Genomic DNA, 21,168 nt, shown 5'->3' with positions numbered 1-21,168 from the left:
TCTGCTTGACGGTGGACGCTAGGTCACCGCCTCACTAAGCCCTCGTCGGCTCGAGCTCCTCGGGGTCGCCCTCGCTGAGGCCGATGCGGTCGTGCAGCTTGCGCAGCGGCTTGGGTGCCCACCAGTTGCGCCTGCCCAGCAACGCCATGAGTGACGGGACGAGCATCGCGCGCACGATCGTCGCGTCGATCAGGACGGCGACCGCCGTACCGACACCGAGCTCCTTGATGAAGATGATGTCGGACGTGGCAAACGCTCCGAGCGCGATGGCGAACAGCAACGCCGCCGCGGTGACGATACGGCCGGTACGTTGCAGGCCCAGCGCCACGGACTCGCGCTCGCCGGCTCCGGCGTCTCGTGCCTCCTTGATACGGGTGAGCAGGAACACCGCGTAGTCGGTGGAGAGGCCGAACACGACGGCGAAGAGGAACACCGGTTGCGACGACTCGAGAGCCCCTTGGCTCGTGTAGTTGAGCAGGCCCTCGAGGCGCCCGTCCTGGAACACGAGCACGAGGATGCCGAACGTCGCGGTGATCGTCAGGACGTTCATGATCAATGCCTTGATCGGGAGCACCACCGAGCCGGTCATCAGGAACAGCGTGATGAACGTGACGACCACCAGGATCAGCATCGCCAGCGGTATGCCGCCCTTGATGGCGTGCACCTGGTCGACCTGCTCAGCAGCCGCGCCGCCGACGAGCACCGGGCTGGATGCGTCCAGGTCCCGGATCTCGGTCACCAGGTCGAGTGACTTCTCGTCCATTGTCGGGAACTTCGATATCACGTCGATCTGCCAGGTGTCGCCGCCGCGGTAGCGGGGCTCGGTGACCGCGGCCGCAGAGTTGAGCTCGCGGAGCTGTCCCGCGTACGCCTTGACCTCGTCAGCGTCTGACTCGGCGGCGGGTACGGCAACGATGATCGGCAGGGACTCAGCGCCGACGAACTCGGTGCGCAGCGTCGTGTCGACCTGCCGGGCAGATGCGCTGTCAGGCAGCACCGTTGCGTCGACACCGGTGAACTTGACGCCGAGGAACGGTGCACCGAGTGCCAGCAAGATCGCCGTACCAGTCAGTGCGACCGCGACCGGGAACCTCATGACGAACTTCGAGAGCTGGTACCAGAAGCCGTGCTTCTCGGCGGCGATCTCAGCGGCCTGCGCTCGCTGCCAGCGCTTCGGGGAGCCGGCGTTGACGCGGTGCTTGAGCACGGCGAACAGTGCCGGCAGGACGATGACTGACACGGCAGCGGCCATGAGTGCCACGACCGAGACGCCGATGCCCATCGAGTAGAGGAAGCGCAACGGGAACACCAGAAGCGCGAGTCCAGCGCCGGCAACGGTCACGGCTGAGAAGACGACGGTACGGCCGGCGGTGGCGATCGTACGGCGGATCGCCTCCGGGCCCGGACCCGAGCGCGCGAGCTCCTCTCGATAGCGCGAGACGAGGAACAGCGAGTAGTCGATCGCCAGGCCGAGGCCCAGCCCGGTGATGAGGTTGAGGGCGAAGATCGAGATGTCGACGAACTCATTGATGCCGCGCACGACCAGCAGTGAACCGACGATCGTGATGCCGCCGACGAGCAATGGCAACAGTGCCGCGACTGCCGAGCGGAAGACCCAGAGGGACACGAGAAACAGCAGCGGGAACGCGATGAGCTCTGCCTTCACGAGGTCGCTCTCGACCTGCTCGTTGACCTGCTGGTACGCCGGTCCGGCGCCACCGACCGACACGTCGTCGACGTCGCTGAGCTGGTCGCGCAGGTGCTCGGTGGTGCTGTCCGGATCGCCATGGGACTTGTAGACCGCGACGACGTACGTCTTGGAGCCGTCCTTCGAGACGAAGGCGGGACCTGCCTCGGGCCCGCCGGCGACCTGCGCGACGTTCTTCTCGGCCTTGAGGATCGAGACGGTCTCGTCGAGCGCCGCCGCGTCCTTCGCTGGCAGCACGGCAACGAGGTCCGGCGATGCCATCTCGCCGGATGCCTTCTCGATCCGCTCCAGCGCCTTGGCGCTCTGGGCGCCGGTGTCGGAGAACGAGTCGTTGTCGCTGTTGAGCAGCGACGCGACCGGGCCGCCGAGGGCTCCGGCGACTGCGAAGAACAGCACGGTGACGGCGAGAACACGTCGTGGGTGGGTGTTGGCAAGACGAGCAAGTGCGGCGAACATCAGTACTCCTTTGCGACGGCGAGGGGGTCGCCGAACAGTTCGGTGAGGTCGAGCGAGGCTAGGACGGTGAGCAACATGCCGTGGCTCATGAAGTCGCGGATCTCATCGGCGGTGGCACCGCTGAGCTCGGCGATGTCCTCCCAGATCTCGCGGTACGTGCGTTGGGCGACGTCCTTGATGGCGGGATCGGACGCTGCCGCCCAGGTGTGGAGCTGGCAGCGCAGAGAGTTGACGTCGTCCTGCATGAATCCGAGGTACGCGAGCGCCATCGCCTGGAGCGGGGAGCTGTTGGGCTCGCGCTGCTCGACCGCGTCGCGGAAGGCCTGGCGCAACACGGTCGTGTGGTGTGTGATGACGGCGGCGATCAGGTCGTTCTTGGTGCCGAACATCTTGAACACGTACGGCTGGGACACTCCCGCACGATCGGCGATGACCTCGACGGAGGTGGCGTGCATGCCCGAGCGGCCGTACTCCGCCAGTGCTGCTTCGAGGATGAGGAGCCGTCGGTCCTCTGCCTTCATGCGCTTTCCAGTGACCATGGGGCCAAGTTAGTGATGACTCACAAACCTGTCAACGGTGGTCGGGATGAGCGTTTCCGGTGTGCGAGAAGCGTCGCCCTACGCTTCAGACACTCCCACTCCCAAGGAACTCCATGCGTGCAGCTCAAACGCGCCTTCCTCCTCCATCGCCGGAGCGGGCGACGATCATCCGCAGGTCTCGAGCAGTCTGAGATTCCTCGACGGCATTAATTCGCTTGGAGGAATCGGTGGTCACGCCCTACCGTTGACTCTCGTTGGTGCACAGTGCGCCGACGATCCGAGAGGGCAGAACCCGATGAGTACGTATCGCAGCTTCGAATGCGCGACCGGCTTGACCGCCGATCGTGAGCTTCGCGCTGCCTTCGTGCAGCGCGTCGGGATTGAGCCCTCGCCGATGAACGGCGGCCACAAGCGGCTGTCCCTCGTCCGGGAGCTGCCCATGGAGTAGGTGCATTCGCACCCGACTTCCGGGGCCGTTTCCAGCGAGGCACATCACCTCATGGGACGGCCCTTTTTCTATGCCCGAGCACCTGCAGCACAACTTCATCGAGACAGGACTTCATGGGCACCGGACCCGCGAATCAGCCGAGAGGCCGAGGACACCGTGGCACCGGGCTCACCGTCACAAGGCCATGAAGACACCGTCCGACCCAGACCCGAGATCGGGAGTGGGGACGAACTCCACAGAGAACAGCATCAGGCAGGCGCCGGAGCGGCGACCTGCCAGCCGCGGCGACCCGTTCGGAGACGACTGGGAAGCCAGCGCCGCGGCACATGCCTCGCAAGCATTGCGGCGATGCTCCGGACTCTTAATCCGGAGAGCAAGGTTCGATTCCTTGGTGAGGCACGCATGGAGGTGGTCCGGCTGGACGAGGACACCGTTTTGAAAACGGCTGGGGGTGACACCGCGAGGGATCGAGTCCCTCCACCTCCGCTCTGGATGACGATGCCTCGGTGGCGAGGCGCCCGGTTGCTAGCCGGGAGGCACCTCGGGGTGTGTGGTTCGACTCCACCGTCTTCCGCCAAGCTCTGTCGGTCCAGTGGAGTGGACGCCCGTCTGTCGAGCGGGAGATCGCCGGTTCGAGTCCGGTACAGGGCGCTTCACGCCGTGGTGGTTGCTGGTGGCCAATCCGGATTTTCACTCCGGGCCGCGCCGGTTCGATTCCGGTCCACGGTGCCACGCCTCATTCGTCTAGCGGCAGGACACCTGGTTCTCAACCAGGACAGACGGGGTCGACATCCGTACGAGGCACTTAGCAAGAGGGGCGGGGACCGGGTCCAGGACTTCCTTGCAAGAAGACTCAGCAGAGTTCGACACTCTGTCGCTCCACTTCGCGGATGAAGAACATGTGGACGTTCGCAGCCTCGCCATGGCTGAGGAAGCCGGTTCGAGGCCGGTCATCTGCTCCATGCTCGCCTAGCCCAACTGGCAGAGGCGCCGGTCTCAGAAACCGGAGGATCGGGGTTCGAATCCCCGGGCGAGTACTCACCGGGTGTAGGCGAGCGGCCACGCCACCTGCTTTGGGCGCAGGGGATCGGGGGTTCGAGTCCCTCCACCCGGACTTGCCTGTCGACCAACGGTCAGGTCGCCTCGCTGATATCGAGGAAATGCCAGTTCAACTCTGGCCAGGCAAACGGCTGGTAGCTCAGTGGCAGAGCAGCTCTCTTACAAGGAGTGGAGCGGGGGTTCGAGTCCCTCTCAGCCGACCACGGGACTGAAGCGTTGCAGGCGGCGCGGCCGGTTGAAGCCCGGCAGTGACCGTGGGGGTACCTCCCTGCACGAGCCGCGGCACGTCTCTCATGGGTGAGGCACCTCCCGAAGGGTGCCGCGGCGAAGCGCTTGGGGGATCGATCCCTCGCGGTCCCACTGATGCTCGATAGCTCAGATGGCAGAGCGTCCGGTTGTTACCCGGAAGGTCCCAAGTTCGAGTCTTGGTCGAGCAGCAACGATGCGGATTGGTCCAGTGGCAAGGACGTCCGGTTCTGATCCGGAAGACCGAAGTTCGAGTCCTCGATCCGCAGCTCAGCAGTGCGGGTGTCGGGAGACGCCATGGGTCTCATAAGCCCGTAGGTCCACGTTCGACTCGTGGCCCCGCAACCATTCGCCTCGCGAGCACGACTGGCTGTGCAGCGGACTTTTACTCCGTGGGTCCAGGTTCAAATCCTGGGCGGGGCACTGTGCCACCAACGACACCAGAAGGAGGTGACGGCACATGAAGAAGGTACGGAAGGAGGAGCAGTTCGCGCTGATCCTCAACACAACGGCGGTGAACGGCGCGTACGAGCACCCGACCCCGAACGTGGCGTGGGCATGTGCCGGCATCGACCCGGACGTGTTCTTCCCCGCCGATGACGCCAGCCTGGCGGCGGCCCTCGCGATCTGCGACGGCTGCCCCGTGCGGACCCTGTGCCGCACGATCGCCGTGGCCCGGGCCGAGTCCGGTGTCTGGGGTGGAGTCCTCCTCGCGGAGGGTGTCCCTCAGGCCGGCGTCAAGCGTCGGGGACGGCCGCCCAAGTCAGCCGTCGCCTGACCGTGCAGGCTGCGCGCGAGAGGGGCCCGAGGCCTCAGCAGCCACCTACGCTCGTGGTCCAGAGGACACGACGCCGGCCTACGAAGTCGGAGACGGAGGTTCGATTCCTCCCGAGCGTGCTGTGTCCGTGGTGTAGCGGCAGCACACCTTCTTGTGGCGGAGGCGGAGCCGGTTCGAATCCGGTCGGACACCCCAGCCGACGTAGCTCAGTGGTCAGAGCGCCCCTCTCGTAAAGGGGATGTCGAGAGTTCGAATCTCTCCTTCGGCTCCGTGCGGGTGAAGTGTTGTGGCGGCACACGGGCGTTCCATGTCCGAGGCACCGGTTCGATCCCGGTTATCCGTTCCGCCTCCAGTGGTGGATCTTCCGTCCGGTCTCCGACGCCGGACTGCCTGGTTCGACTCCAGGTGGGGGCACTCGCATTCGTCCGAACAACACGAGAGGAGGTCGACGGTGAGTACGCAAGTGGCACTCCTGAACGCCTCCTACGAGCCGCTCGGTTCGGTGTCGTTCAAGCACGCTGTACGCATGCTGTTCCGCGGTGTCGCGACCGTGGAGCAAGGTCAGGACGATCGGATGATCGGCCCTCACCCGTGGCCGGACGTGATCCGGCTGGTGCGGTACGTCGTGACGAAGTGGCTCTACCGCGAAGCAGCATGGTCGCGGCAGAACCTGCTGCGTCGCGACAACCACACGTGCGCCTACTGCGGTGGGCGTGCAGCGACGGTGGACCACGTCCTTCCGGCCTCCCGTGGAGGTCTGTGGGAGTGGGCCAACACCGTCGCGGCCTGCGAGCCGTGCAACTCGCGCAAGGGAGATCGGACGCCAGTCGAAGCGGGTATGCCGCTGCGGTTCCGACCTTTCGTTCCGACCCGAGCCCAGCTGGCAGCGATCGGCTGACGCTCGGGTCGGTTCACGTGATCCCGTGGCCGAGTGGTGAGGCGGCGGCCTGCAAAGCCGAGGACACCGGTTCGAACCCGGTCGGGATTTCTGAGGATGCTGTTCTCTGTTGAGTCGGGGCGCTCAACCAGCACGTCGGCGCGACCAAGACGTACCCCCAACGGGATTCGAACCGGTGGCTGCCGGCCATTGGGTAGAGGGCGGCGTCTTGCTTGAAAGGTTGGTACCCCCAACGGGATTCGAACCCGTGCTACCGCCGTGAAAGGGCGGCGTCCTAGGCCGCTAGACGATGGGGGCCAGAAAACCAGTTCAGCATAGTGGGTGAGCAAGGTGGCTCCCAAACCGCGTCGGGCAGGATGGAGACATGGTCGAGATCAGCGAGGATCGCTTCGCCGAGCTCGTCGAGGCGGCGTTCGACGCCGTGCCCGACGAGCTTGCCGCGCTGCTCGACAACGTGGTGCTGTTCATCGAGGACGACGCACCCGCAGACGACCCGGATCTGCTCGGTCTCTATGACGGGATACCGCTCACGGAGCGCGACACGTCGTACGGGGGTGCGATGCCCGACCGCATCTTCGTCTACCGCAACCCGACACTGGCGATCTGCGAGACCGAGCAGGACGTCGTCGAGGAGGTCGGCATCACCGTGGTCCACGAGATCGCGCACCACTTCGGCATCGAGGACGACCGACTCCACGAGCTCGGCTATGCGTGAGATCCGCCGCTCCGACCAGCGCTACCGCACCGACGCCGACGGCATCGTCACGCTGCACAGCTTCTCGTACGGCGCTCACTACGACCCCGACAACGTCGGCTTCGGCCCGCTGATCGCGATCAACACCGAGCAGCTCGCACCTGGCAAGGGGTACGACGAGCACCACCACGCCGACGTCGAGATCGTCACCTGGGTCCTCGAGGGAGCGCTCCAGCACGCCGACTCCACGGGCCAGAGCGGCATCGTCACACCCGGCACCGCCCAGCGGCTCAGCGCCGGCACGGGCGTGCAGCACACCGAGCAGAACGCCTCCGTCGACGAGCCGCTGGTGTTCGTGCAGATGATGCTGCGCTCGACCCACGACGCGGAGCCGGAGTACGCCGACGCCGTGGTCGTCACATCCGACCTCACCCCGGCGATCGCGGTGCACGCCCCGGCCGACCTGTTCGTCGTACGACTGACACCCGGCGAGACCGTGAGGGTACCCGCGGCCGAACGCAGCCTCGTCCACGTGACCCGTGGCGCCGTCGCGCTCGATGACACCACCCTGACCAGTGGCGATGAGGCACGTCTGAGGGGCGAACCCGCGTACGATCTGAGTGCTGCCGACGACGGCGGCGAAGCACTGATCTGGCAGCTGAGGAGCTCATGAACGTCCTCGTCCTCAACGGACCCAACCTGGGTCGACTCGGCGTCCGCGAACCTGATGTCTACGGCACCGCGACGTACGACGACCTGGTCGCGCGCTGCGCCGAGGTCGCCAAGGAGACGGGGCTCGACGTCGAGGTGCGCCAGACCGACGCCGAGGCGGAGATGATCGGCTGGCTCCACGACGCCGCCGACTCAGGCGCCTCGGTGATCCTCAACGCCGGCGCCTGGACCCATACGTCGGTGGCCGTACGCGACGCCGCCAGCCAGCTCGGCGCACCGTTGGTCGAGGTGCACCTCAGCAACGTCTACGCCCGCGAGGCGTTCCGCCACACGTCCTACCTCAGCGACATCGCCGCCGCGGTCGTGGTCGGCATGGGCCTCGAGGGCTACGCCGCGGCGTTGCGCTTCCTCGCGCAGAAGCAGAGCTAGCGACGTCGCAGGATCGTCGTGCCCTTCTCGGTGCGTACGTCCTGACGCTCGAGCTCGGGGTGGTCGCTCTGCCAGGCGGCGGCGATCTCCTGCTCGTCGGCACGGATCATGTCGTCGAGAACGATGATGCCGTGGGGTGAGAGCTGGTCCCACAGGACCGGAAGGGCGGGCTTGCGGGCAAGTGGACCCGTCGTCATCGGGGGGCCGTCGACGAACAGCAGGTCGATGCCCTTGAGGGTCTCGGCGACCTGGGGGTCGTACCAGGTCTGGCCGGCGACGTTGGGTACGAGCGGCGCGTGACGCACCTCGGCGAACTCCGCGACACCGTGACGTTGGAGCAGGGCACGAGTCTTGCCGGCGTACTCCTCGTCGTGGTCGAGCGCGACGATGCGAGTCTGCGGGCTGTGCTGCTTGGCGGCCAGGGCGAGGAACAGCGTCGAGACGCCGCTGCCGCACTCGACGATCAGCTTGGGGCTGGAGGCGCGGAGCTCCTCGATCAGCACGCCGACGACATCGGGGGAAGCAGCCCAGCCGCGCATCGGCGGGAGGAGGCCGTCGACCTTCACCATCTGGAAGAGGTTGAGCGTGGCCTGGACCTGCTCGAAGTGCTGGGCGACGTCGGAGCGAATGACGCGGACCGTGCCTTCGGTGCGCGACAGCATCTTCTTGGACTCGACCGTCGTGAGCTCGATGACGCCCATGCTGCGGGCGAGACGCTTGAAATGTGTCGCCGATCGCTGGGCCTGCCTGGTCTGGAACGCGGTGTCGCCGCCCAGGAGGCGTCGGTGCTGCTGCTCGGAGCGGAGTGCCGACAGGGTGACCACGCCGAGGATCGCGGTCACGACGAGCGCCGTGTAGTAGCCGCCGATCACGGCGTACGCGACGCCACCGATCGCGAGGGCGACCAGCCCGACCAGCGCGAGTGCGAGGAGCACCTTGCGGTTGCGACGGGCGATGCCGACGATCCGCTGCTTGAGGGTCTGCGGCGGCGCGGGCTTCTTCGTGGTCTCGGTCGCCTTGACCGGGGCGGACGTGACGGGCTTGGCCGGCGTCGGAACTGGCGGAACGATGGGGCTCTGGGGAAGGGCGATCAGTGCGCCGACGATGTGGGCGGCCTCGAGGTCGCCGGCTGTCTCGTCGAGCGTGACCCGCGCCACCGGCACGCCGCTGTCGGCGGAGACCTCGACCAGGCTCAGACCGGCCAGGGCAGTGGCCCACGAGGCCCGGTCGCCGGACAGCGCGCCGACGAGGGGTCCGATGTCGACCGTCCCGGCGGCGAAGCCGGAGGCCTTGTCGATGGCGGTACGCAGTGCTGCGGGCTCGGCGGGGACGCCGGTGACGATGACGCGATCGGCGATCCCGGTGAAGTCGCCCGCGGTGTCGACGACGACTTCGTCATGTGAGTTCCGGAGGAACGGAGCTGCGTAGGACTCATCGGGAGTGCACACCAAGAGGACGGACATGTTGGGTGGGGCTCCCGGTCGATATGGGCGTCGAGACGTTTGCCATAGTAGCCGCAGCGAGTCCGCGTCCAATCTGCGACCGAGGAGGTCCGAGGGTGACCGCGTTCGATGCCGGCGTCAGTGTCGTCATCCCCACCTATCTCGGCGCCAAGCGGTTGCCGGCGACATTGCGATCGCTTGCCGAGCAGACGATCTCGCGTGAGCTGATGCAGGTCGTGGTGGTGCCCAACGGGCCTGACGACGGCACCCTGGAGCTGCTCGAGCGCTTCCGGCACCGGCACTCCGACATCGACCTGCGCATCGCTCGGGTGACCCGCGCGGGCGTCGCGCATGCGACCAACGTCGGCCTGCTCGCCGCGGGACGCGAGTACGTGACGTTCGTCGACGACGACGACACCGTCTCCGACACCTATCTCGAGGGCCTGCTCAAGCTGGCGGGCCCCGATGTCGTGGGCGTCGGCTTCCTCGCCGACGTCACGGACGACGGCGAGGGCGATCCCGACTACGACACGTACGTCAATGCCAGCATCGTCGGGCACGCGGGACGCCGACGTACGCCGTCCGAGCTGTCGGCGTGGCTGGGCTTCAACGTGTGCAAGATCGTGCGGACCGACCAGGCTCAGACCGTGCGTGTCCGTGAGGACCTGGTCGGCGGCACGGACATCGTCTACTGGACCGAGCTCGCCGAGCGGTTCAAGCTCAGCGTCAACGTCGCGAGGACGTCGGCCCATGTCGTCTACTACCGGACCACGCGCACCGGATCGCTGTCGCGGCCCACCGAGGTGTCGCCGGAGCGCGGCATCGGCGCCAAGCTCGACGTCATCGACCTCATGATGCCGATCGCCCAGGACCCGGGGGCGTGGACCCACAAGGCGGCGCGGGAGCACGTCTTCGCCCAGGCCCGCCACATCGGGTCGTTCCTCGCGACCCACCCGGACCTGCACCAGGAAGCGCTCCGCCAGATCGCCGCACGCGGCTACCCGGAGTTCCCCTACAAGTTCATGAACCGCGATCGCGCTCGCGACCTGGTCATCGCGTACGCCTTCCCGCCCACCAATGACACCAGCGCGATCGTCGCCGCCAAACGTGTACGCCTGGCCGGCGTCGCGGTCGACGTGGTCTCGCACCGGATGAAGCGGATCCGTGATCTGGATCCGGGCATCTCGGCGTTGACGGCGGAGTACGTCGGCAACCAGAAGGTCGTCGGCGGCGAGGTGAGCCTGCTCAACTGGGGCGGGTTCGGCCGGTTCCTCCGCGAAGGCTGGGAGGCGATCGAGGGGTGGGAGGCCGATCGCGGCCAGCCCTACCGCTCGGTCTACAGCCGCACCATGTGGCCGGCCTCGCACGTGCTCGCGGCGCTCTACAAGCTGCGCCGGCCCGAGGTGAAGTGGCGCGCGGAGTTCTCAGACCCGCTGCTCTATGACAGCAACGGCAAGATCCGTGAGTCGGCGATGCCCGATGGGCCGCTGGCCCGCGAGATCCTCGCCGGGCTCGACGCGACTCCGTACGGCTCGCCCCCCAGCCGCAACGTTCCCGAGATCGTCGAGCACCTGGCCTACCAGCTCGCCGACGAGATCGTCTTCACCAATCAGCACCAGATGCAGTTCATGCTCGACCATGTCGACGACCCGGCACTGGTCGAGCGCATCCGCGAACGAGCCATCGTCGCCCACCACCCGACGCTCGACCCGTCGTTCTACCAACTCGGTCACGTCGACTATCCGCTCGATCCGGCTCGGGCCAACATCGGTTATTTCGGTATGTTCTACGCCTCCCGCAGCCTGACTGAGGTCGTCGACGCGATCGCGCTGCTGACGCCGGAGGAGCGGAGCAAGGTGGCGCTCCACGTCTTCACCCGCGATCCCAGGAAGCTCGCGAAGCAGCTGAAGGGTCGTGGGCTCGACGACGTCATCAAGCCGACGGGGTTCCTGCCCTATCTCGACTTCCTCGCGGTCACCAAGACGTTCGACGTGCTCCTGGTCAACGACGCGAAGGTCACCGACTCGCACGGGATCAACCCCTACCTGCCGTCCAAGATCAGCGACTACAGCGGCTCGGGCTCCGACGTGTGGTCACTCGTCGAGGACGGATCGGTGCTGAGCTCGATCGACACGAGGTACATGTCGCCACTGGGCGATGTCGACCGTGCGCTCGCGGTGCTGCGCAGCGTCATCGCCGACCACGCGCGCTAGCTCTTCCAGAGGCCTCGGGTGTCGTGCACCGTGGCGGTGCCGAGCAGCTCACGGTCGAGGTCGGCGAACACGTCGTGGTCGACCAGGAGCACGACCGCGTCGGCCCCCTTGAGCGCGTCGTCGACCATCTCCAGCGTCACCCCGAGGTCGGCCAGCGACTCGGGCAGCGCGTCGACGTGTGGCTCGACCGCCACGACCGTGGCGTCGGGCAGGCGCCGGGCAAGGTCACCGGTGATCTGGATCGCCGGGCTGCCACGCAGGTCGTCGACGTTCTTCTTGAACGCCAGGCCGAGCGTCGCGATGCGCGGGTTGGCGATGCCGGCGACGCTGTCGATCACCTGGTGGATGACGTGCTCGGGCTTGCCGTCGTTGACCTGCCGGGCCATCGAGATGAGCTTGGACTCCTCGGGTGCCGCGGCGACGATGAACCACGGGTCGACCGCGATGCAGTGGCCGCCGACGCCGGGACCGGGCTGCAGGACGTTGACGCGGGGGTGGTGGTTGGTCAGCTCGATGAGCTCCCACACGTCGACGCCGAGGCGCTCGCAGATCAGCGACAGCTCGTTGGCGAAGGCGATGTTGACGTCGCGGAACGCATTCTCGGTCAGCTTGGCCATCTCGGCCGTACGGGCGTCCGTGATCAGGATCTCGCCTTTGCAGAACGTCCGGTAGACGTCGGCCGCACGCTCTGCCGCCTGGGGCGTGATGCCACCGACGACGCGGTCGTTGGTGACGAGCTCGGCCATGATCTGGCCGGGCAGGACGCGCTCGGGGCAGTGGGCCAGGTCGATCGTCGAGAGGTCGAGGTCGGGCCGCGCGTCGGCGATCCAGGCACCCATCTGCTCGGTCGATCCGGGCGGGCTGGTCGACTCGAGGATCAGCAGCTCGCCGCCCCTGAGCTTGGCGGCGATGGAGCGGGTGGCCGACTCGACGTACGCCATGTCGGCGGACTTGTCGGCGAGGAACGGCGTCGGCACGGCCAGGATGTAGACCTCGGCCTCCGGCATCTCGCTGGTGGCGATCAGGCTGCCGTCGGCGACCACGTCGGCGAGCGCGTCGGCCAGGTCGGGCTCGACGAACGGGAGCCGTCCTGCAGACACCGCCTCGACGATCGGGGCGGACACGTCGACGCCGACCACGCTTTGGCCGTTCTTGGCCAGGATTGTCGCCGTCGGCAGGCCGATGTAGCCGAGACCGATGACGGCAATACGTGACTTCATGGTGATCCTTCGTGCATGCGAGACGTGCGGGCGCCCCCGAGATCGAGGCCCCCCAACTGTAGTGTGCAAGCGTCACTTGACTCGAATTGACCTAGCCGCCCAGAGCCTCAAGGGGTACGCATGCCGTTGCTGATGCCGGTCTACGGCACGCGCCCGGAAGCCATCAAGATGGCTCCGCTGGTGAGCGCGATCGAACGCAACGCGTCGTTCGACCAGCTCGTCGCGGTGACGGGCCAGCATCGCGAGATGCTCGACCAGGTCAACGAGCTGTTCGGCATCGTCCCCGACGTCGACCTCGACATCATCCAACCCCGCCAGACCCTCGCCGGCATCACCGAGAAGGCGCTCAACGGGCTGACGCTGGCGATGGAGGAGCACAAGCCCGACGCCGTCATCGTGCAGGGCGACACGACGACCAGCATGGTCGCCGCGCTGGCCGCGTTCTATCTCCAGATCCCGGTCTTCCACGTCGAGGCCGGGCTCCGCAGCGGGCAGCGCTACTCGCCGTTCCCCGAGGAGGTCAACCGCAAGATGACCAGCCAGCTGGCGAGCCTGCATTTTGCGCCGACGCCGCTGAGCCGCAACAACCTGCTCGTGGAGAACATCCCTGCTGCCGACGTCGTCGTCACGGGCAACACCGTGATCGACGCACTGCTCGAGGCCGTCAAGCACAAGGTCGCGTTCGACGACGAGGCGCTCGACGCGGTGGCCGACTCCGGCAAACCGTTCATCCTCGTCACGATCCACCGCCGCGAGAACCAGGGCGAGGGCATGCACGACGTCGGCCGTGCGCTGGCCGAGGTCGCGACGCGCCACCCCGACTGGACCATCGTGCTGCCGGCACACCGCAACCCCGTCGTGCGCGAGGCCGTGCTGCCATACGTCGAGTCGATCGACAACGTCGTCGTCACCGAGCCGATCGACTACGGCCGCTTCACGCACCTGCTGTCACTGTGCACCTTCGTGCTCACCGACTCCGGCGGCATCCAGGAGGAGGCGCCGTCGCTCGGCAAGCCGGTGCTCGTGATGCGTGACAACACCGAGCGCCCCGAGGCCCTGTCGGCGGGCACCGTACGGCTGGTCGGCACGGGTGAGAGCCGCATCGTCGACGAGTGCGAACGGCTGATCACCGACCCTGACTGGTATGCGTCGATGGCCAACGCGGTCAACCCGTACGGCGACGGCGCGGCGACCCCACGACACCTCGCCGCGATGGAGCAGTTCTTCGGCCTGGGCAAGCGGGTCGACGATTTTGCCCCTCCCGACGATGCCGTCTGACAGGGACAGTCGTAATCTGCAGTATGTGAAGGGTTGGCCAGCGCACCAGGAGGCTGTTGACCGGCTCGGGGCATCCTTCAAACGCATCCCGGCCGGCGATCGCGTGCGCCTCGCCAAGAAGACCTCCAACCTGTTCCGTCCCCGCGACGAGTCCGTCACGGGTCTCGACGTCAGCGGGCTCGACGGCGTCATCGACATCGACATCGATGCGCTGACCGCCGACGTGCAGGGCATGTGCACGTACGAGGACCTCGTCGCCGAGACGTTGCCGCGCGGGTTGATGCCGTACGTCGTGCCGCAGCTCAAGACCATCACGCTCGGCGGTGCCGTGACGGGGCTCGGCATCGAGTCGACGTCGTTCCGCAGCGGGCTGCCGCACGAGTCGGTGCTGGAGATGGACATCCTCACCGGGTCCGGCGAGATCGTCACCGCTGCACCTGAGGGCGACCACGCCGACCTGTTCGACGCGTTCCCCAACTCCTACGGAAGCCTCGGCTACGCGACTCGGCTCAGGATCAAGCTCGAGGTCGTCCCGGCCCGAGCGTCGCTGCGGCACGTACGCGTCGCCGACGCCAACGCCGCGGTCAAGACGATCGAGGTCATCGCCGACACCGGCGAGTGGGAGGGCGTACGCGTCGACGCGCTCGACGGCACCGCGTTCAGCCCGGACGAGATCTACCTGACGCTGGCGCAGTTCACCAACGACGCACCGGGCAAGCCGAGCGACTACACGGGCCAGCAGATCTACTACAAGTCGATCCAGACCCGCGAGACCGACTCGATGACGATGGAGCAATACATCTGGCGCTGGGACACCGACTGGTTCTGGTGCTCAGGCGCGTTCGGCGCGCAGAACAAGATCCTGCGCCGCATCTGGCCCCGCCGCTGGCGCCGCAGCGACGTCTACCACCGCCTGGTCGGTCTCGACGAGAAGGTCGGCCTCAGCCGGCTGCTCGACCGCATCAAGAAGGTGCCGGGCCGCGAGCGGGTCATCCAGGACATCGAGGTGCCGGTCGACCGCCTCCCGGAGTTCCTCGAGTGGTTCGACGCCGAGATCGGCATGCGCCCCGTGTGGCTGTGCCCGCTGCGTACGACCCGGGCCTGGCCCGTCTACCCGCTGACGCCCGGTGCGACGTACGTCAACGCCGGCTTCTGGGGCACCGTCGAGGTCCCGGCCGGGTCCGAGCCCGGTGCGGTCAACCGGCGCATCGAGGAAGCCGTCCAGCGGATGGGCGGCCACAAGTCTCTGTACTCCGAGGCGTTCTACGACCAGGACACCTTCGAGCAGATGTATGGCGGCGAGACGCTCGCCGCCGCCCGCCGTCGCTATGACCCCGACGGGCGTCTCAGCACTCTCTACGAGAAAGCGGTGAGGAACACATGACCACAGACGTAGGTGTACGACTCTCGATCGCCGACGCCCTCGGACGGCTGATGAAGGACGGACTCCCGTTCCGGTTCGAGGCGTTCGACGGGAGTGCCGCCGGACCGGAGGACGCGCCGATCACGCTCCGCCTGGTCAACGAGCGCGGCCTCGCCTATCTCATGACGTCGCCCGGCGATCTGGGCTTCGCCCGCGCGTACGTGTCCGGCGACCTCGAGCTCGAGGGCGTGCATCCCGGCAACCCGTACGACGCCATGGTGCTGGTGATGAGCCAGCTGCGCTTCAAGATGCCCACGGCACCCGAGATGCTGCAGATCGTCCGCAGCCTGGGCTTCGGCAACCTCAAGCCCCCGCCGCCGCCGGAGGAGGAGCACCTGCCCAAGTGGCGTCGCGCCCTCGAAGGACTGCGCCACAACAAGAAGCGGGACGCCGAGGCGATCCACCACCACTACGACGTGTCCAACCGGTTCTACGAGCTGGTGCTCGGTCCGTCGATGACCTACACGTGCGCGGTCTACCCGACACTCGAGTCGACGCTCGAGGAGGCGCAGTACGAGAAGTACGACCTCATCGCGCGCAAGCTCAACCTGCAGCCCGGACAGCGACTGCTCGACATCGGCTGCGGCTGGGGCGGCATGGTCCGCCACGCCGCCAAGCACTACGGCGTCAAGGTGCTGGGCGTCACGCTGTCTAGGGAGCAGGCGACCTGGGCGCAGGAGGAGATCAAGCGTCAGGGACTCGACGACCTCGCCGAGGTGCGGTTCATGGACTACCGCGACGTCACGGAGACCGGCTTCGACGCGATCAGCTCGATCGGCCTGACCGAGCACATCGGTGTCAAGAACTACCCGGCCTACTTCTCGTTCATGCGCGACCACGTCAAGACCGGCGGCCGTATCCTCAACCACTGCATCACCCGCCCGCACAACAAGACGATGTCGACGGGTGCGTTCATCGACCGGTACGTGTTCCCCGACGGCGAGCTCACCGGCGTCGGCCGCATCACGACGGCGGCGCAGGATGCCGGCCTCGAGGTGCGTCACGTCGAGAACCTCCGCGAGCACTACGCCATGACGCTGCACGCCTGGTGCGACAACCTCGTCGAGCACTGGGACGAGGCACTCAACGAGGTCAGCATCGGCCGCGCCAAGGTCTGGGGCATCTACATGGCCGGCTCCCGGCTGGCGTTCGAGCGCAACGAGATCGAGCTGCACCACGTGCTCGCGGTCAAGACGGACGACAAGGGCCAGGCCAACTGGCCGCTTCGCCCCGACTGGCTCAGCTGATGTCGATGACGACCGGGGCGTGATCGCTGGGGCCTTTGCCCTTGCGCTCTTCGCGGTCGATGAACGCTGCCTCGACGCGTGATGCCAGCGCCGGAGAGGCGAGGATGAAGTCGATGCGGAGTCCGCGCTTCTTGGGGAACGCCAGCTGCTGGTAGTCCCAGTAGGTGTAGACGCCCGGGCCCGGGGTGTGCGGCCGTACGACATCGGCGTAGCCCGCGTCGACGATGGCTTGGAACGCCTCGCGCTCGGGGACCGACACGTGGGTGTGGCCCTCGAACACCGCCATGTCCCACACGTCATCGTCGGTCGGCGCGACGTTCCAGTCACCCATCAGCGCGATCTGCGCGTTGGGATCGTCGGCGAGCCACTGGCTCGACGCGGCGTGCAGGCGGTCGAGCCACTGGAGCTTGTAGTCGTAGTGCGGATCGTCGAGCGTACGACCGTTGGGCACGTAGAAGCTCCACGCGCGTACGCCGCCGCACGTCGCGCCGATCGAGCGCGCCTCGAGGTGTGCCGGGTCGCCGAAGTGCGGCTGGTCGTCGGCGTACGAGGTGGCGACGTCGTCGAGCCCGACCCGGGAGATCAGCGCGACGCCGTTCCATTGGTTGAGGCCGAAGTGGACGTATTCGTAGCCCAGTGCGGACAGCTCGAGACCGGGGAACTGGTCCTCGCGGCACTTGGTCTCCTGGATCGCGAGCACGTCGACGTCGTTGGCCTCGAGCCAGGCGACGACGCGGTCGATGCGGCTCCGGATGGAGTTGACGTTCCAGGTCGCGATGCGCATGGAACGAACCTATCCGAGCGTCATGACAGTGCTCCGCTCCGCCCAATCGTGTGATTCGCGGGACAGGTGTGACGGAAGGGACGCATTATGGAAGCTCGTCGCGATGGAGGAGGGACCAACATGCGCCGATTGCTTCTGGTCGCCGTCGTGGCGGTGCTGTGCCTCGGTGGCGTCGTCTCGGCCGAGGGTGCATCGACGACGCCGGTCCCGTTCCCGGCCAAGCCCGTCGGCCTCAAGGCGCCGGTCAAGCTACCGACAGCGCTCGACGCGACGCCCGCGTACGTACCGCAGATCTCGTGCCAGCCCGGCACGCCCGCCGGAGTGGCCAAGCTCCGCGACCTGGTGCTCAAGACGTACGGAACGGGTGGCGCCGGCAACACCGCACGCACGTGCAACGAGGGCACGTCCGAGCACGCCGACGGTCGTGCGTGGGACTGGATGGTCAACGTCAAGGACGCCAGGCAGAAGAAGGCGGCCGGCGACTTCCTCGCCTGGCTGACCGCCAACCACGGCGAGAACGCCAAACGCCTCGGCATCATGTACGTGATCCACAACAAGCTGATCTGGGCGGTCTACCGCGAGAAGGAAGGATGGCGTCCGAGCTCGGGACACACCGACCACATCCACATCTCGTTCAGCTGGAATGGCGCCCGCGGCAACACCTCGTTCTGGACTGGAGCGGTGCAGAAGGTCGACCACGGCCCGTGCGCCTACTTCGCCGGGCAACCCGCCATCCCGTCGCTGACACCGCGGTTCACCCCGTGCGGCAAGCAGATCTCGCTGGTCCGCAAGCACCCCAACGCGATCGCGCTGTTCGGCTCGAAGGCCAAGACCGTCGTGACGGCTCAGGCCCTGCTCAAGATCAAGCAGACCAAGACGTTTGATCAGGCGACCACGTATGCCGTCAGGGACTACCAGCGAGCCCATGACCTGCCGGTGACCGGGATGCTCGACGTGCCGACCTGGGCGTCGATGTTCCCCGCCAAGGCGACGAATGACGTGACCGCCGGATACAACGCGAAGCAGGCAGCGGCGTACGGGCTCAAGACGTACGGCGGCACGACGCTGCGCCTGACCTCGACCGGCAAGGGCTCAGCATTCCTGCAGCTCGCGCTCGGCATGAAGCCCGCCGACCGCAACGGCTACTTCGGTGTCGTCACCCTCGCGGCGGTCAAGAAGCTGCAGGCCGATGCCGGTCTCCAGCAGACCGGCATCGTGGGCAAGCCCGAGTGGCAGGCCCTCACGGCGCGCTGAAGGCGTGGCATCTCGCGGCGCCGTGGTGCCATGATGAGGCCATGACGGACGAGTCGGCGACGCCGGACGCACCCCAGGACAAGCCCACCAGCGACGCACCTGCGAACGCGGGCCACGACCGGGCCGACGTCCGCGACACCGAGTCGAGCAACTGGGTGCTCCGGATCGTGCTGGTCCTCGTGGCACTCGTCGCGGCGTTCATCGCATTCCGCGTCGCGGCCGCGTTCTTCCCACGGTGGTGGGCGCAGCGAGTGGCCGACCAGGTGCAGGGCGGCTTCACCGCCGGCACCCTCTGGGGCCTGTTCTACGGATTCCTGTTCACGTTCGTGCCGCTGCTGATCCTGTTCCAGATCCGTCGCCGCTTCTTCAACTGGACGTGGCGGCTCATCGTCGCGCTGTTCGCGATCGTCCTCGCGGCACCCAACTGGCTGACGCTCTCGGTCGTGCTGGGCACGAGCAAGGCTGCGCACGCCGGCGAGCGGATCATGGACGTCGACGCCCCCAACTTCCGTGCCGGGACCCTGATCGGCGCCGTCATCGGTGCCGCGGCAGCACTCGCGCTCACCGCGACGAGCCTGTGGATGACGCGCCGCAAGAACCAGGTCAAGCGGCTCAAGTCAGAGCGCGACCAGCTGCGCCGATCGATCTCGCAGCCGCCCGACGAATCCCACTGAAAGCTTGTGTGACGCGCCCGATTCCGTCGCGTATCGGGGATGAAACTTCTGCATCAAAGGTCTAGATGCAAACGCAACGCAGGGGCTAGCATGCACCAACTTCACTGAAAGTTGGGTGCACCACATGGCGGATCAACTCACCGAGGACGAAAAGCTACTCGCGACGCTTGGCTACAAGCAGGAGCTCAACCGCAACTGGTCGAGCTTCTCCAACTTTGCGATCTCCTTTTCGATCATCTCGATCCTTGCTGGCTGCTTCACGACCTTTGGCCAGGCGTGGAACAACGGCGGTCCCATCGCGATCTCCTGGGGCTGGCCGATCATCTCGATCTTCATCCTCATCATCGGGTTCACGATGTCTGAGCTGGTGTCGGCCTACCCGACGTCCGGCGGCATCTACTGGTGGGCCTCCAAGATGGGCGGGCCGGCCGCGGGCTTCTTCACCGGCTGGCTCAACCTCATCGGCCTGCTCGCCGTCACGGCATCGGTCGCGTACGGATGTGCGACGTTCCTCGATCTGACGCTCAGCACCATGAGCAGTGGTTGGGCTGACGACTACAGCCTCCAGCGCGTGTTCGTGATCTTCGTGATCCTGCTGGCCATCGCTGCCATTCTGAACATCTTCAGCGGTCACCTGATGGCTGTGCTGAACAACATCTCGGTCTGGTGGCACGTGGCCGGTGTGGCATTCGTCATTGCGATCCTGGTGTTCGTCCCCGACACGCATCAGGCGCTCGACTTCGTGTTCGGTGACAAGGTCAACAACTCCGGATATGCGGATGCTGCGACCTCTGGAAACCACTTCTGGTTCCTGGTGCTTCCGCTGGGCTTCTTGCTCACGCAGTACACGATCACCGGCTTCGACGCCTCGGCTCACCTCTCGGAGGAGACCCAGGCAGCGTCCGAGGGTGCGGCGAAGGGCATCTGGCGCTCGATCTTCTACTCGGCTGTTGGAGGCTGGATCCTGCTGCTCGCCTTCCTGTTCGCGGTCCAGGACAAGGATGGTGTGACAGCGGCAGGTGGTGGCGTGGACGCGATCTTCAGCCAGGCGTTGCCGCAAGGCTGGCATGTCACGGTCCTCGCCATCTCGACCGCCGGTCAGTTCTTCTGCACGGTCGCTTGCCTGACGAGTGCTTCGCGCATGACGTTCGCGTTCAGTCGTGACGGTGCGATCCCGGGATCGGGACTGTGGTCGAAGGTCACGTCCGCCAAGGTGCCGGCGAATGCCGTCATCTTCGTGGCCGTCATCGGCGCCCTCATCACCCTGCCTGCTCTGGTCGAGGTCAACCTCGGTACGGCGGATGCCCCACTGATCGTCCCCGTGGCGTTCTACGCGGTGGTCTCGGTCGCCGTGATCGGGCTCTATCTGGCGTTCCTGATCCCGATCTGGCTCCGCTGGAAGATGGGCGACGCGTTCAAGCCGGGCAGCTGGACCAACGGCAAGAAGTACAAGTGGATGAACCTGATCGCCGTCATCGAGATCGCCATCATCTGCGTCTACTTCATCCTGCCGTTCACTCCGGCGGCGAGGCCGTGGGACGACAACTTCTCGTGGAAGTTCGTCAACTACGCGCCGATCCTGACCGGTGGTGCGCTGATCCTGCTGACGCTCTGGTGGCACCTGTCGGCCAAGAAATGGTTCACGGGTCCGAAGCACACGATCGACGAGGCTGTCGTCGAGGCGTTCAAGGACTGACGGGAGGGAA

Annotated in this window: 18 protein-coding genes and 20 tRNA genes; 32 read left to right on the top strand and 6 right to left on the bottom strand. The window is 66.6% G+C overall.

The window, feature by feature from the left end:
• Positions 1–34: 34 nt before the first annotated feature.
• Together ABD683_RS05520 and ABD683_RS05515 are read right to left on the bottom strand one after the other, a co-directional pair.
• Positions 35–2,164, bottom strand: a complete 2,130-nt coding sequence (locus tag ABD683_RS05520; RefSeq protein WP_344768011.1) for an MMPL family transporter — start codon at positions 2,162–2,164, stop codon at positions 35–37.
• Positions 2,164–2,703: a TetR/AcrR family transcriptional regulator gene (locus ABD683_RS05515; RefSeq protein ID WP_344768009.1), complete on the bottom strand. Its 540-nt coding sequence runs from the start codon at positions 2,701–2,703 to the stop codon at positions 2,164–2,166. Before ABD683_RS05515 ends, ABD683_RS05520 begins: the two co-directional genes overlap by 1 nt.
• A 46-nt stretch (positions 2,704–2,749) precedes the next feature.
• Here ABD683_RS05515 and ABD683_RS05510 point away from each other — a divergent pair, with 46 nt between their 5' ends.
• From ABD683_RS05510 to ABD683_RS05405, 22 genes are all read left to right on the top strand, one after another.
• The gene (locus ABD683_RS05510) at positions 2,750–3,151 is read left to right on the top strand and encodes a hypothetical protein (protein WP_344768007.1); all 402 of its coding nucleotides are present in this window, start codon (positions 2,750–2,752) and stop codon (positions 3,149–3,151) included.
• 328 nt (positions 3,152–3,479) lie between these two features.
• A tRNA-Lys gene (locus ABD683_RS05505) sits at positions 3,480–3,550 on the top strand.
• Between the two features lie 5 nt (positions 3,551–3,555).
• A tRNA-Ser gene (locus ABD683_RS05500) sits at positions 3,556–3,637 on the top strand.
• 4 nt (positions 3,638–3,641) lie between these two features.
• Positions 3,642–3,728: transfer RNA gene (locus ABD683_RS05495), tRNA-Ser, on the top strand.
• A 1-nt stretch (position 3,729) separates the two neighbouring features.
• Positions 3,730–3,802, top strand: a tRNA-Asp gene (locus ABD683_RS05490).
• A gap of 6 nt (positions 3,803–3,808) precedes the next feature.
• A tRNA-Glu gene (locus ABD683_RS05485) sits at positions 3,809–3,883 on the top strand.
• A gap of 1 nt (position 3,884) precedes the next feature.
• Positions 3,885–3,955, top strand: a tRNA-Glu gene (locus tag ABD683_RS05480).
• A gap of 159 nt (positions 3,956–4,114) precedes the next feature.
• Positions 4,115–4,188 (top strand) — tRNA-Leu (locus ABD683_RS05475).
• 4 nt (positions 4,189–4,192) lie between these two features.
• Positions 4,193–4,265: transfer RNA gene (locus tag ABD683_RS05470), tRNA-Pro, on the top strand.
• A gap of 1 nt (position 4,266) precedes the next feature.
• Positions 4,267–4,338: transfer RNA gene (locus ABD683_RS05465), tRNA-Ile, on the top strand.
• A tRNA-Val gene (locus tag ABD683_RS05460) sits at positions 4,339–4,413 on the top strand.
• Positions 4,414–4,574: 161 nt separating this feature from the next.
• Positions 4,575–4,647, top strand: a tRNA-Asn gene (locus tag ABD683_RS05455).
• A gap of 6 nt (positions 4,648–4,653) precedes the next feature.
• Positions 4,654–4,725: transfer RNA gene (locus ABD683_RS05450), tRNA-Gln, on the top strand.
• An 8-nt stretch (positions 4,726–4,733) separates the two neighbouring features.
• A tRNA-Met gene (locus ABD683_RS05445) sits at positions 4,734–4,804 on the top strand.
• Positions 4,805–4,807: 3 nt separating this feature from the next.
• A tRNA-Lys gene (locus ABD683_RS05440) sits at positions 4,808–4,879 on the top strand.
• 37 nt (positions 4,880–4,916) lie between these two features.
• Complete coding sequence (locus tag ABD683_RS05435; protein ID WP_344768005.1) at positions 4,917–5,234, top strand: WhiB family transcriptional regulator; 318 nt, start codon at positions 4,917–4,919, stop codon at positions 5,232–5,234.
• 47 nt (positions 5,235–5,281) lie between these two features.
• Positions 5,282–5,353 (top strand) — tRNA-Arg (locus ABD683_RS05430).
• A gap of 2 nt (positions 5,354–5,355) precedes the next feature.
• Positions 5,356–5,429: transfer RNA gene (locus ABD683_RS05425), tRNA-His, on the top strand.
• Positions 5,430–5,502: transfer RNA gene (locus ABD683_RS05420), tRNA-Thr, on the top strand.
• A gap of 4 nt (positions 5,503–5,506) precedes the next feature.
• Positions 5,507–5,577 (top strand) — tRNA-Gly (locus tag ABD683_RS05415).
• A 108-nt stretch (positions 5,578–5,685) separates the two neighbouring features.
• A complete protein-coding gene (locus ABD683_RS05410; protein ID WP_344768003.1) occupies positions 5,686–6,132 on the top strand; it encodes an HNH endonuclease in 447 nt (148 codons plus the stop codon).
• 19 nt (positions 6,133–6,151) lie between these two features.
• Positions 6,152–6,222, top strand: a tRNA-Cys gene (locus tag ABD683_RS05405).
• 131 nt (positions 6,223–6,353) lie between these two features.
• Here ABD683_RS05405 and ABD683_RS05400 read toward each other — a convergent pair.
• Positions 6,354–6,429, bottom strand: a tRNA-Glu gene (locus ABD683_RS05400).
• Between the two features lie 67 nt (positions 6,430–6,496).
• Between ABD683_RS05400 and ABD683_RS05395 the strand changes: the two genes are divergently transcribed.
• From ABD683_RS05395 to aroQ, 3 genes are read left to right on the top strand one after another with little or no spacing between them, the layout of a single operon-like run.
• Entirely contained in the window at positions 6,497–6,847 is a 351-nt protein-coding gene (locus tag ABD683_RS05395; RefSeq protein ID WP_344768002.1) for a metallopeptidase family protein, read from the top strand.
• Entirely contained in the window at positions 6,840–7,499 is a 660-nt protein-coding gene (locus ABD683_RS05390; protein ID WP_344768001.1) for a pirin family protein, read from the top strand. Before ABD683_RS05395 ends, ABD683_RS05390 begins: the two co-directional genes overlap by 8 nt.
• Positions 7,496–7,927 carry a type II 3-dehydroquinate dehydratase gene (aroQ, locus tag ABD683_RS05385; protein WP_344767999.1) on the top strand — a complete coding sequence of 144 codons (432 nt, stop codon included), beginning with the start codon at positions 7,496–7,498 and terminating at the stop codon, positions 7,925–7,927. The genes ABD683_RS05390 and aroQ overlap by 4 nt, the downstream gene beginning before the upstream one ends.
• Here aroQ and ABD683_RS05380 read toward each other — a convergent pair.
• Positions 7,924–9,390, bottom strand: a complete 1,467-nt coding sequence (locus ABD683_RS05380) for a class I SAM-dependent methyltransferase (RefSeq protein ID WP_344767998.1) — start codon at positions 9,388–9,390, stop codon at positions 7,924–7,926. The genes aroQ and ABD683_RS05380 overlap by 4 nt on opposite strands.
• 95 nt (positions 9,391–9,485) lie before the next feature.
• On the opposite strand from ABD683_RS05380, the gene ABD683_RS05375 reads away from it, so the two are divergent.
• On the top strand, positions 9,486–11,582 hold the full coding sequence (locus ABD683_RS05375) for a glycosyltransferase (RefSeq protein WP_344767997.1): 2,097 nt from the start codon (positions 9,486–9,488) through the stop codon (positions 11,580–11,582).
• Here the strand turns inward: ABD683_RS05375 and wecC are convergent.
• Entirely contained in the window at positions 11,579–12,802 is a 1,224-nt protein-coding gene (wecC, locus tag ABD683_RS05370) for a UDP-N-acetyl-D-mannosamine dehydrogenase (RefSeq protein WP_344767995.1), read from the bottom strand. The two genes, ABD683_RS05375 and wecC, sit on opposite strands and share 4 nt — an antisense overlap.
• A gap of 120 nt (positions 12,803–12,922) precedes the next feature.
• Between wecC and wecB the strand changes: the two genes are divergently transcribed.
• From wecB to ABD683_RS05355, 3 genes are read left to right on the top strand one after another with little or no spacing between them, the layout of a single operon-like run.
• Complete coding sequence (wecB, locus tag ABD683_RS05365) at positions 12,923–14,080, top strand: non-hydrolyzing UDP-N-acetylglucosamine 2-epimerase (protein WP_344767993.1); 1,158 nt, start codon at positions 12,923–12,925, stop codon at positions 14,078–14,080.
• Between the two features lie 25 nt (positions 14,081–14,105).
• Positions 14,106–15,464: an FAD-binding oxidoreductase gene (locus tag ABD683_RS05360; RefSeq protein WP_344767992.1), complete on the top strand. Its 1,359-nt coding sequence runs from the start codon at positions 14,106–14,108 to the stop codon at positions 15,462–15,464.
• Positions 15,461–16,750: a class I SAM-dependent methyltransferase gene (locus ABD683_RS05355; protein ID WP_344767991.1), complete on the top strand. Its 1,290-nt coding sequence runs from the start codon at positions 15,461–15,463 to the stop codon at positions 16,748–16,750. The genes ABD683_RS05360 and ABD683_RS05355 overlap by 4 nt, the downstream gene beginning before the upstream one ends.
• On the opposite strand, the gene ABD683_RS05350 is transcribed toward ABD683_RS05355, so the two are convergent.
• Positions 16,743–17,534 (bottom strand): exodeoxyribonuclease III, encoded by a 792-nt coding sequence (locus ABD683_RS05350; protein ID WP_344767989.1) that lies wholly within the window; start codon positions 17,532–17,534, stop codon positions 16,743–16,745. The two genes, ABD683_RS05355 and ABD683_RS05350, sit on opposite strands and share 8 nt — an antisense overlap.
• Positions 17,535–17,654: 120 nt before the next feature.
• On the opposite strand from ABD683_RS05350, the gene ABD683_RS05345 reads away from it, so the two are divergent.
• The 3 genes from ABD683_RS05345 (at position 17,655) to ABD683_RS05335 (ending at position 21,158) form a co-directional block, all read left to right on the top strand.
• A complete protein-coding gene (locus ABD683_RS05345; protein ID WP_344767987.1) occupies positions 17,655–18,788 on the top strand; it encodes a peptidoglycan-binding domain-containing protein in 1,134 nt (377 codons plus the stop codon).
• Between the two features lie 41 nt (positions 18,789–18,829).
• Positions 18,830–19,462, top strand: a complete 633-nt coding sequence (locus tag ABD683_RS05340; protein ID WP_344767985.1) for a hypothetical protein — start codon at positions 18,830–18,832, stop codon at positions 19,460–19,462.
• 124 nt (positions 19,463–19,586) lie between these two features.
• Positions 19,587–21,158, top strand: coding sequence for an amino acid permease (locus tag ABD683_RS05335; RefSeq protein ID WP_344767983.1), 1,572 nt, complete (start codon positions 19,587–19,589; stop codon positions 21,156–21,158).
• Positions 21,159–21,168 lie beyond the last annotated feature (10 nt).

The organism is Aeromicrobium panaciterrae, from assembly GCF_039537165.1.
GTDB classification, from domain to species: Bacteria; Actinomycetota; Actinomycetes; order Propionibacteriales; family Nocardioidaceae; genus Aeromicrobium; species Aeromicrobium panaciterrae.
This window is presented reverse-complemented; position numbering and strand designations above follow the sequence as displayed.

Bases quoted from the DNA above. Each gene is read 5' to 3' on its own strand.
- ABD683_RS05395 (WP_344768002.1), top strand. From the start codon at position 6,497: ATGGTCGAGATCAGCGAGGATCGCTTCGCCGAGCTCGTCGAGGCGGCG.
- wecB (WP_344767993.1), top strand. From the start codon at position 12,923: ATGCCGTTGCTGATGCCGGTCTACGGCACGCGCCCGGAAGCCATCAAG.
- ABD683_RS05345 (WP_344767987.1), top strand. From the start codon at position 17,655: ATGCGCCGATTGCTTCTGGTCGCCGTCGTGGCGGTGCTGTGCCTCGGT.
- ABD683_RS05355 (WP_344767991.1), top strand. From the start codon at position 15,461: ATGACCACAGACGTAGGTGTACGACTCTCGATCGCCGACGCCCTCGGA.
- ABD683_RS05390 (WP_344768001.1), top strand. From the start codon at position 6,840: ATGCGTGAGATCCGCCGCTCCGACCAGCGCTACCGCACCGACGCCGAC.
- ABD683_RS05340 (WP_344767985.1), top strand. From the start codon at position 18,830: ATGACGGACGAGTCGGCGACGCCGGACGCACCCCAGGACAAGCCCACC.
- ABD683_RS05335 (WP_344767983.1), top strand. From the start codon at position 19,587: ATGGCGGATCAACTCACCGAGGACGAAAAGCTACTCGCGACGCTTGGC.
- ABD683_RS05435 (WP_344768005.1), top strand. From the start codon at position 4,917: ATGAAGAAGGTACGGAAGGAGGAGCAGTTCGCGCTGATCCTCAACACA.
- ABD683_RS05520 (WP_344768011.1), bottom strand. From the start codon at position 2,164: ATGTTCGCCGCACTTGCTCGTCTTGCCAACACCCACCCACGACGTGTT.
- ABD683_RS05380 (WP_344767998.1), bottom strand. From the start codon at position 9,390: ATGTCCGTCCTCTTGGTGTGCACTCCCGATGAGTCCTACGCAGCTCCG.
- ABD683_RS05515 (WP_344768009.1), bottom strand. From the start codon at position 2,703: ATGGTCACTGGAAAGCGCATGAAGGCAGAGGACCGACGGCTCCTCATC.
- aroQ (WP_344767999.1), top strand. From the start codon at position 7,496: ATGAACGTCCTCGTCCTCAACGGACCCAACCTGGGTCGACTCGGCGTC.
- wecC (WP_344767995.1), bottom strand. From the start codon at position 12,802: ATGAAGTCACGTATTGCCGTCATCGGTCTCGGCTACATCGGCCTGCCG.
- ABD683_RS05510 (WP_344768007.1), top strand. From the start codon at position 2,750: ATGAGCGTTTCCGGTGTGCGAGAAGCGTCGCCCTACGCTTCAGACACT.
- ABD683_RS05350 (WP_344767989.1), bottom strand. From the start codon at position 17,534: ATGCGCATCGCGACCTGGAACGTCAACTCCATCCGGAGCCGCATCGAC.